Origin of the sequence: Chryseobacterium sp. RR2-3-20 (assembly GCF_017808115.1) — a bacterium.
Classification (GTDB): domain Bacteria; phylum Bacteroidota; class Bacteroidia; order Flavobacteriales; family Weeksellaceae; genus Chryseobacterium; species Chryseobacterium oryzae.
Genome location: NZ_JADQBD010000043.1, coordinates 18,942 through 28,873, shown reverse-complemented (window position 1 = coordinate 28,873; position 9,932 = coordinate 18,942). Strand labels below are relative to the sequence as shown.

The 9,932-nt window shown below is 32.3% G+C and carries 7 protein-coding genes and 1 tRNA gene; 3 read left to right on the top strand and 5 right to left on the bottom strand.

Features of this window, described 5'->3' with window-relative positions; all coding sequences use genetic code 11:
* The first annotated feature begins 507 nt into the window (after nt 1-507).
* On the top strand, nt 508-1,275 hold the full coding sequence (locus tag IV513_RS10530) for a response regulator transcription factor (RefSeq protein ID WP_209390528.1): 768 nt from the start codon (nt 508-510) through the stop codon (nt 1,273-1,275).
* A 299-nt stretch (nt 1,276-1,574) separates the two neighbouring features.
* Here IV513_RS10530 and IV513_RS10525 read toward each other — a convergent pair whose 3' ends face one another.
* Nucleotides 1,575-2,018: a JAB domain-containing protein gene (locus IV513_RS10525; protein WP_209390527.1), complete on the bottom strand. Its 444-nt coding sequence runs from the start codon at nt 2,016-2,018 to the stop codon at nt 1,575-1,577.
* A gap of 68 nt (nt 2,019-2,086) precedes the next feature.
* On the bottom strand, nt 2,087-2,506 hold the full coding sequence (locus IV513_RS10520) for a single-stranded DNA-binding protein (protein WP_209390526.1): 420 nt from the start codon (nt 2,504-2,506) through the stop codon (nt 2,087-2,089).
* Nucleotides 2,507-2,963: 457 nt separating this feature from the next.
* Between IV513_RS10520 and IV513_RS10515 the strand changes: the two genes are divergently transcribed.
* Nucleotides 2,964-3,173: a hypothetical protein gene (locus IV513_RS10515; RefSeq protein WP_209390525.1), complete on the top strand. Its 210-nt coding sequence runs from the start codon at nt 2,964-2,966 to the stop codon at nt 3,171-3,173.
* A 50-nt stretch (nt 3,174-3,223) separates the two neighbouring features.
* Nucleotides 3,224-4,732, top strand: a complete 1,509-nt coding sequence (locus IV513_RS10510; RefSeq protein WP_209390524.1) for a recombinase family protein — start codon at nt 3,224-3,226, stop codon at nt 4,730-4,732.
* A gap of 20 nt (nt 4,733-4,752) precedes the next feature.
* Here the strand turns inward: IV513_RS10510 and IV513_RS10505 are convergent.
* The 3 genes from IV513_RS10505 to IV513_RS10495 form a co-directional block, all read right to left on the bottom strand.
* Nucleotides 4,753-4,824, bottom strand: a tRNA-Arg gene (locus tag IV513_RS10505).
* Nucleotides 4,825-4,897: 73 nt separating this feature from the next.
* On the bottom strand, nt 4,898-6,667 hold the full coding sequence (locus IV513_RS10500) for a TonB-dependent receptor (protein WP_209390523.1): 1,770 nt from the start codon (nt 6,665-6,667) through the stop codon (nt 4,898-4,900).
* A gap of 83 nt (nt 6,668-6,750) precedes the next feature.
* The gene (locus IV513_RS10495) at nt 6,751-9,717 is read right to left on the bottom strand and encodes a tetratricopeptide repeat protein (RefSeq protein ID WP_209390522.1); all 2,967 of its coding nucleotides are present in this window, start codon (nt 9,715-9,717) and stop codon (nt 6,751-6,753) included.
* Between the last annotated feature and the right edge of the window lie 215 nt (nt 9,718-9,932).

Below are 9,932 nucleotides of genomic sequence, written 5' to 3'. Positions count from 1 at the left end.
TGTTTACTTCGGAAGATCTGAGCAAATTTTGGAAAAAAGAAGACAAATAAAATCGGATTCAATCCGAAAAAGAAGACAGTTGTATTTTCAACAGAAATTAATAAATTTATAACCCTAAATACTCCTTAAGAATTTATTCCAAAATGTCCAATTTAGTTTGAAGACGTACAAATTTGAGTTATGTTTCCGGATTATCCGGAATTAGTTTTTATTTTGGTGGTTTACGGCATTGAGCCAAATAAATTTTACGATGAGCAAAGCTTAGAAATTATAATAGTGGATTAATGTTAAGGCTTCATATGATAATTAAAAAATTATAAACAAGTTTAAAGATTTACGGGGATACAGATTTTAATTCTTATATGAAAAATTCCAGAATACTCCACAACTTAGAAAGAGATAATATCATATAAATTTTGATCATTTCGTTAATTTTTCATAAAAATAAATCAAAAATATTAGAATATTCCTACACTTTAGTGTAGTTTTACAAAACCAATCAAAAAAATGAAAACTATGTTAAAAAACTACAATTCAGCACAAACGAGCGACCAGATAAATTTTCTTACTAATGATAAAAAAGATTGCAATGATTCGGTTGAGAAAACATTAAGAGGTATTTCAAGAACGACCTATGGGAATGTATTTATGATTAATTATCTGGAAAACAGATTTGATTTTATACCTGTATTACCTGCCTACATTTCTAACCTTACAACAGCAGACATCTCTAAAATAGGTTTGGATTTTTTAAAACAAATTAGTACTTCCGAAGATCAAAAAATACTACAAGCCGTACGTTCTATAATGTTTAAATTTTATCAAAATCTATCATTCAACGATAGACTAACTCATACTTTGAATTTTGATTTTCATACAGTCAATAAAGAAAATAAACTAATTCTGTTAAATTGTAAAATAACTCCAGTGCAGCTTACTGATAGCGGAAGTATTTGGAGAGCAGTTTGTAACTTAACACTTTCATTAAATAAGTCTTCCGGCAATATTCAAATATCTTCTGCTGAATCGGAAAACATATTTTTATATGATTTAAAACAAAATCGATGGAAAAAATCTCAAAAGAAGACATTAACTCCAAAAGAACTTGATGTTTTCAGATATTATCTACAGGGTCTGAGCATTCAGGAAATCGCTGATATAGTATTTTTATCTGTCGATACAGTCAAATGGCACCGCAGAAAATTGCTTGAAAAACTGAACGTAGCTGATCTTAATGAAGCACTTGCATATGCAGTTACGAACAATTTGATATAATTTTTTATCCTCCGTAACAAATGTACTTTATGAGACTTATTCAAAAAATCACTTTTTTACAAAAAAGTATAGGTATAATTTTTTCTTGTGGTTTAATTTCAAACTATTAAGAATAGTTCACTTTTAACTTTGCAATATTTTTGATGAACATTTGAGGCTATGCTTTAATTTTCATCAAGGTTATTGCTCCAATAAATTAAATGCGAAAAGACGTTTCCGACCAAAGGAAGGAATTGTCTTTTCGCCCGAAAAAATAAAACAGACGGCAGAAAATCCTGCCGTTTGTTTTTCTTTATCATTTACAAATGTCCGTCATCTGCAAATGAGATGTACGCTGTAGAGCTTAATATACAATGGTCGAGCAATTGAATATTTAAAAATTGTGAAGCTTCTTTTATTTTTTGCGTGATATTTAAATCTTCTTGAGACGGCTTCAAATTTCCCGATGGGTGGTTATGTGCTAAAATAATTCCTGATGCATTGCACAAAAGCGCAGTTTGCATAATAATTCTAACGTCAACAATCGTTGAAGAAATTCCCGATTCGGAAATTTTCTTTATTCCTAAAACTCTGCTGGCTTGGTTTAAATACAGTGCAAAAAAAGACTCTCGATAATCCATTTCATCACTGTCAAAATGCTCCTTAAAAATCTTGACCGCATCCCGTGAAGTAGTAATTAGCCTTTCACAATTTCCTTTTCTTGAATAGCTTAATTTTATTTCGTTTACAATATTAAATTTCATATTATGTACTCTGAATACGGCAGAGATTTGTTTTTCCCGTACTTGAAATATTTTGTAGTGGAGAATTTTTAGAATGGTAAATCGTCATCTTCCTCATTTTTGTCTGAGGTAGTTTTTTCGGTTTTAGCCTTTGCTGATTTAGGACTGTTTTTAGAAACTGTTTTAGTAGCATCTGATTTTTCACCTCCTCCATGAACTTTGATTTGTGAGGTATGGAAATTTAATCCTGCGTGTGCTTCCCCGTCTTTTCCTATCCATGCACTTGTGTAAGCTCTTCCGCTTAATTCTACTAATGCACCTTTGGTAAGAATTTCAGCTACTTTTGGAGAAATCCAGTAAGAACAATCAAAATAGGTGGTCTGCTCGATTCTTTCGCCTTGTTTATTGCGATAATTGTCATTGGTAGCAATTGAAAAATTGACTACTTGTTTTTTGCTTGACAGCGTGCGTACTTCCGCATCTCTTGTCAGTCTTCCGATAATGTTCATAACATTGCTTTTTAAGATTGTACATTTTGCTTTGTTCACAATCTTTTCTCCGTCCTTTCCCTGAAAGCCCCTTGGGCTTCTCTGAATATTTTTCAAAAGAAAAACCGGAAAAAAGAAAGCAGATAATCTTGTAGGGCAATAGGAAAAGCCAAAAGGAAACGGAATAATTGGAGGGTACCTTTAGGGAGGAAACCGTTTATGCCGTAGTCTTTTGGCTGGAATGTGGGAGGGCTGACCGATATACCTTAGCTGTCTTTTTACCGGTTGTATTTGAGAAAATATGTTTACATCTACTCTAAATTGAATCCAAAAAAGATTTACTCTGACCACTTAATGAAGACAAAAGCTGACAAATAATTATTGAGTAACGACAGTAATTAATCAATGCTGCAATCATATCATAATTTGAAAAAACCAAGAGATAATCTCTTGGAAAAGAAAATAATGATACCAGCTTATGAAAAAGAATATTCCCATTAACATGTCTAACGATACGCAATCTGAAAGTGAGAAGAGCATTCATGTTTTCCAAAAAATTTCTTTCGAAAAATCAAAAAAAATATTAAATGATCATAACCTCAATTTAACAGATACTGAAATTAAAGAAGTTATGGAATTCATTCACAAATTAGCTGAACTAACTATAAAAGAATTTATTTTAAAATAAATTCCTTATATTGCCTTGATTACGAAATCATTAACACAAAATATTCACCAATGCAAATAGCCGATTTATATATTAGAGTTTCTACAGATGAACAAGCCGACAAAGGCTACTCACAAAGAGATCAACATGAGAGATTGGAGAAGTATTGTCATCAAAACCAAATCACTATAGGTCAGGTAATTTTCGAAGATCACTCCGCTAAAAATTTTAACAGACCTGAATGGACTAAATATATCAATCATCTAAAGAAAAGAAGTCTAAAATCTAATGTCGTTTTATTTACAAAATGGGATCGTTTTAGTAGAAATGCAGGTGATGCATATCAGATGATAAAAGTTTTGTTGAGCCATAATATTTCTCCTCAAGCTATAGAACAACCCTTAGATATGTCTGTGCCAGAGAATAAAATGATGCTTGCTATTTACTTAGCTGCTCCAGAGGTTGAAAATGATAGAAGAGCACTTAACACTTTTTATGGCATGAGAAGAGCTCAAAAGGAAGGAAGATTAATGGGGACTGCATCTTACGGTTATATCAACAAATGTACAGAGGATGGAAGAAAATACATAGCATTAAAAGAACCTGAAGCCTCAAATATGCGGTGGGCATTTAATGAAATTGCTAAGGGAAAATATGCTACCAATCAAATACGGCTTAAAATGAATAAAATGGCAGGAGCTAAGATTAGTAGTACTTCTTTTTATAGAGCAATAAAGAATCCTGTTTATATTGGTAAAATATATATTAAACCGTACAAAGATGAGGAAGCATGTACGGTAGATGCCAAGCACGAAAGTTTAATATCGGAGAGCTTATTTTATACAGTCCAAAATGTTTTAAGCGGAAAAACTTTAGCTGAAAGACCTCAAGGAAAAATTATTGCAACTAATGAGTTTCCATTGAGAGGTTTTTTAAAATGCCCTAGATGTGGAGGACATATTACTGGTAGCGGATCTAAAGGAAAAAAGGATGTTTACTACTATTACCACTGTAATTCAAAATGTGGTTACAGACATTCTGCGGATTTAGTTAACCTGGCCTTCGAAAAAGAACTAAAAAAATATGAATATCATAAAGCAATAAATTCAATAGTAAAGGAAGTTCTGACAGCTAATTTTAAACATATTCAGCAAAGTGTTGACACTAAGAAAAGAGAAATATCATCACAAATTGTCAATTTAAATAATCGATTAGATAGTGCTAGAGAAAAATATTTAGAGGATAGATTGGATTTTGAAGATTATCAAATTATTAAAAATGAAAGTAAAAAGAAAATAGACGAGTTAGAAATGGAGCTCCAAAATCAAAGATTAACGCGTAAGAATACAGATATAACTTCAAGACTTGATCAAGTATTAAAAGTACTTCCTAATCTCTCTCATCTATATCAAACAGGCGATTCTGAGACAAAGAGAGAGATACTGTGTTCGATATTGTCAGAAAAACTTGAATTTTACGAAAATGCTTTTCGAACACCCAAACTCAATTCCGTACTCGAACATATCTTAATGATTAACAAAGAGTTACAAATTAAAAAAAAAAGAAAAAAGCACTCCTAAAAGTGCCTTTTCCCGCCAAGTGACCGCAGAAGGATTCGAACCCTCACTGTCGGAGCCGAAATCCGAAGTTCTATCCATTAAACTATGCAGCCTATTTTACAATTGATAAATGATAATATATAAGCGATAAACCATTGTTCATATATTATCATTTATCAATAATTTTTAGAATGTAATCTTCACTCCTCCTAAAACCTGTGCACCCAAAACTTTGTAACCGTTATAGGTTTGGTATTTTTTGCTTAGAAGATTATTTCCGAGTGCGAAAATACTGAAATTTTTATGAATTTTATACTCTGCGGATAAGTTTAAATCTACATATCCTCCAACTTTATCATTTCTGTTTTCTGTAGACTGAAACATCAATGCAGGATTCCCTACTCCCTCAAGCATATAAGAGTTTGTAGTTCTGTCACTTGCAAATATCCCCTTAAAACCTAATGAGAGTTTTTTCTCCAGCATTGTATATTTTGCACCAACGCTTCCCGTTAATAAAGGTACATTATAAATATTTTCAAAATTTTTCAAATCATATTTTAAAAATCTCACACCTGCATCTACCACAAGATTTTCTAATGGAAAGTATTGTAAACTTCCTTTAATATCACTTACGTTTCCGTCATCATACACAGCAGAAAAAGTATTCGCAAAATCGTACCCCGGTCTGTCTAAAGTGAACTGATTAGAAAACAGGTTATTGGCAGAGAAAAACATAATATTTTTCATTTTTCCGAATCCTGCAGAAACATCATATTTAAAAGTTTCATCAATATCGCCTCGTAAACCTGCATAAAAGTGATAAGTAGTTTCTGTTGGCTTCAACATCTGATCTGATACCAAAAACGGATTTACCTGTAATAATTCACCGTAAGTATTGATTTTCAGACCTCCATCGATTCCTCCATAAAATTTAAATTCATTAGATGCAGCAACCTGAAATTCAGCTTTTGGAAACCAATACGTTTTATTGTTTTTAATTTCGTCTGAAAACAATATATTTGAATTTCTTGCATTCAGAAAATTAAAAACTGAACCAAGAGTAAGATAAGACTCCCCTTTCGCAAAAGTTAATTTCGGAGCAATATCTGCGTTAAAGAATGTAGCAGAATTTTTACTCAACAAAGCAAAATCTGTTTTTACGGTTTCTAATCCCAAGCCTAGATCTGCGTTCATTACAATTCCGTTATCGGAAAGTTTTACAGCATGTTTCGAAAAATTCGCCAATATCGAAGCCTGATTTTCTTTTGCATTAAAGTGATCGGTTAAAAATGAAGATTTTACTCTTACATCGTTCAGTATTTCATTCGAATAAAAATCATAATAACCATTTACTTTAAACTGATTCACCTTTTGCTTCAAATCCACATCAGAAGATGGTTCCAAAGCATAGATTCCGTAATAATTATAGTTTTCCAAACCATATTCGGCATTCACATTTATTTTGCCTTTTTCTCCATAAGAATTCAGAAAAGCACCCAAAGTTGCCGAACTCTGTTTAGAATCCCATGCATACTCTTTTTTGAGCCCGTTGGTAGAAAGCACATGTACATCTGCTCCTACTTCAAGCTTATTTTCAAGGGTTTTAGAGATATTACCATCGGCTAAAATTTTCCCATAATTACCCATTCCGATCTGGAAATAGTTATTTTGAGCTGTTCCTTCAAATTTAGGAGCAACATCTTCCCCCTGAATGGTTGAAGTTTTGAAATCTGAAACTGCCGGAACATCTGTAATATTATATTTCACAGGATTTGCAGACTTCTCTTCCGGTGGATAATTTTTTACCGTTTCCACAGAGGTTTTCTTCTTTTCAATCTTTTTTACTTCCGGTTCTCTTTTTTTATTAAGAATCAGTCTTTCCTCTTTGATCTGAGAAAACGCTACTGATGAAATTCCCAGAAATAATATCGATAATATTTGAATTTTCTTGTTCATATATCTTGTATTAATGTATAAAGTAAAAAGTATTAATGATTAAATAACATAAATACATCTTACATAAATACGACAGTACACTTTTACTTTTTAATCGTCTTTTTAACTTCTTTTGCTTCTGCTACAATTTCCGGGAAATCTGTATAATTAGCGATGATTTGATCGCAAGTGTAACTCGCCTGGTAATTGTCTTTCAAACCAATATAATTTTTCGCCATGAGAACCAATGCTTTAGCTCCCCAATAATCTTCTGATGCATAATTGTTTGCCAATTTGAAAATAGTTTCATTGGAAGATTTATAAGCTTTTCCTTTATTTTGGTAGAATGCTTTTGCATAAAGTGATTCTGCAGCCACTTCTGTGTTAGAAGATTTCTCCAACGATGTATAGGCAGACTGTGCTTCTTTGTCTTTTCCCGAGTTCATGAGGCTTCTCGCCTTAATAACTTTTGCTGTTTCTATAACTGCCGCAGAGTTTTTATTATTGGAAATAACAGCGTTGGCTAATTTTTCCGCTTCAGAAAAATTCTTTTCTTCTGCATACATCTTCATCAATTCAATATTAGCGTAGTTTTTAACATTAATATTGGATGAATTTTTAATATTTTCTAAATATTTTTTGGCTTCAGCAGAATTTCCCTGAGAAATATAAATCTGTACAACTCTTGTTGCAGCATCATCCTGATAATCATTTTGAATATTTGCAATTTCTTGAAGAACCAAAAGTGCCTTTGTTGGGTTATTGGTTTGGTAATAACTTTCACCCAACTCATATTTAGCCTGATAAAGACCGTCACCAGTAGGATTTTGGGTTAAATACTTTTCATAATACGAAATGGCATTTTTATAATCTTTTTTAGAAAAATATTGTTTTCCGGTGGATAAATTAATTTCGTCAATCTCTGATGCATCTACATTAACTCCGATATTTCTTGCAAAGCTTTGATATCCGGAAACATCTCCGTTTTTGGTAAAAACTGGTTTTGCAGCCTGAACTATTTTCTGTGCATACGCCGTATTTTTATACTGTTCGCCCAAAGATTTCAATTCTGATAATGCTTTATCATTTTGATTCTGATCGATATAATTCTGTGCTCTGTAAATAGATGCATTAGCAACCAAATCTTTATCCGAAGAAGACTTTATCACTTTTCCGAAGAAATCATTAGAATTATTAAAATCATCCTGCGATGCATAAGCTACACCAATTTCGTATTGTGCATCGTCTACATATTCCGAATTGGGATATTTGGAAATAAGTACTTTTAAATTATTGATTTTTGATGCCTGATCTCCTTTAAAACCTAATGCAAGAGCTTTCTGATACAAAGTATAATCTGTGGCATCTTTATTGTTTTTATCATAAATCGCAATGGCATTATCCAAATCATTATTTGCATAATTAATATCTGCCAAACGAAGTTCGGCATCATTTTTAAACTCAGGTTTCGAGTTTTTCAAATATTCTGTAAAATATTTCTCTGCCTGATCGAATTTTTTAGACTTAAAATAAGCATATCCCAAGTCATAATAAAGTTGTTGCTTTTCGGGAAAAGTTTTATCAAGAAGTTTCTCGTATCGTACAATTGCCGATGGATAGTTTCCTTTTTGGTAATATACCTGCCCAAGCCAATATAAAGCACGGCTATTGAATTCTTTATTGATGTCGAATTCCAGACTTCTTAAGAAATATTTTTCAGCTTCATCAAAATTTCCTTTGTTGAATTCTTCAGTCCCTAATAAATAAGAAACTTCCTGATCTACTTTGTCTGTTTCCGGAGTTGAATTGGGCAATTTATCAATCGCATTCAGCGTTTCTTTAAAATTCCCGGAATAAAGATAAGATTTCACCAAAAGAGACCGCATTTCAGCATTTTTAGCACCACTCGGATTGGCTGTAATATAATTCTGAATTACCGTTGTAGGACTTTCAAATGGATTTCCGATATCATATCCTAACTTAGCATACTGTTCGTGTGCCAATTGCTTTACATTCGCATCATAATCCATCTGATACGAAGAACGGAATGCAGAAAGAGCTTCCTGTTTTTTATCAACCGCCAAATAGGCATTTCCTAACTGATAATAAGCGTTCTGAGCCAATGCAGAATTGCTGTTGATAAGCTGATTGTAGTAAGAAACAGCTTCATCATATTTTTTCAGCTGTGCAGCTACAAATCCCATTTCATACAAATCGTTCTCAGAAGGGTTTTGCTGTACATTAAGGTAATCTTTAAGATGAGGATAAGCAGAATCATAATCTTTCTTCATAAAGTAGCTTTCGCCAATAATCTTATGAACTTCTGCCTTGTAAGAATCTGATAGATTTTCATTCAGTAAAGCAGTTCCTTCCGCAATCGCCTTATCATAATCTTTATCGTTATAATACATCTGTACATAATACGGACGCACTAACTTAGAAAATTCCGGCTGGTCTTTTATAGAATCAAAATACTGGAAAGCTTCATTATTTTCTCTTTTAGAATAATGAAGATGACCGAGCATATAGGCAATATCTCCTTTCTGAGACTGGTCTGCTGTTTTATATGCTTCTTCAAGAGCATCAATAGCACCTTTAGAATTTCCAGTCATGAATTTTGCATACCCAAGCTTCAGTACATACTGTGTATTTTCCTCTTTTGTAAGTTGGTACTGATTTACTTTTTTAAGCGTTTCTAAAGCTTTTTTAAAATCCTTTTTAGCCAGATAATAATCTGCCAAAGGCAAATTTGCCTGCGCAAAATAAGCAGATTTCGGATATTCTTTCATAAATGCAGTTAAACCCTCCTCTGCATGATTTTTTTGAAGAATAACGCCTATTACATTATCGAAAAACTGCGCTGCTTCTTTTTTAGACTGCTCAAGATTCTGATTGTAAAAATACTGTCTTGCATATTCGAACTGAGAAGCATTATAAACCTTTGTCTGATAGAGGTTTTCGGCAAGATTAAATCTATAGTTTTCTTTTTGGGTGAAGTATTGAGACTGTTGCGCTTCAGACATTCCGAAATAGAAAACAGCAACGGCTAAAAGTATTTTTTTTGATTTCATTAATATCAAATTTTAAATGGAAATCAGAATCAAATTTGAGACCGATTGTATTAAATTTCTGATGAGATTTTATCCACAAATTACCAACGAAAATATACAAAATATATTATGTAAACAAGCGTTTTATGATAATGTTAATATGTGAATAAAAATTTAATACTTCTTAACAAACTTGAAAGAAATATTAAGAAAACAATAATTATTTAAGAGAAATA

Bases quoted from the DNA above. Each gene is read 5' to 3' on its own strand.
- IV513_RS10530 (WP_209390528.1), top strand. From the start codon at position 508: ATGAAAACTATGTTAAAAAACTACAATTCAGCACAAACGAGCGACCAG.
- IV513_RS10525 (WP_209390527.1), bottom strand. From the start codon at position 2,018: ATGAAATTTAATATTGTAAACGAAATAAAATTAAGCTATTCAAGAAAA.
- IV513_RS10520 (WP_209390526.1), bottom strand. From the start codon at position 2,506: ATGAACATTATCGGAAGACTGACAAGAGATGCGGAAGTACGCACGCTG.
- IV513_RS10515 (WP_209390525.1), top strand. From the start codon at position 2,964: ATGAAAAAGAATATTCCCATTAACATGTCTAACGATACGCAATCTGAA.
- IV513_RS10510 (WP_209390524.1), top strand. From the start codon at position 3,224: ATGCAAATAGCCGATTTATATATTAGAGTTTCTACAGATGAACAAGCC.
- IV513_RS10500 (WP_209390523.1), bottom strand. From the start codon at position 6,667: ATGAACAAGAAAATTCAAATATTATCGATATTATTTCTGGGAATTTCA.
- IV513_RS10495 (WP_209390522.1), bottom strand. From the start codon at position 9,717: ATGAAATCAAAAAAAATACTTTTAGCCGTTGCTGTTTTCTATTTCGGA.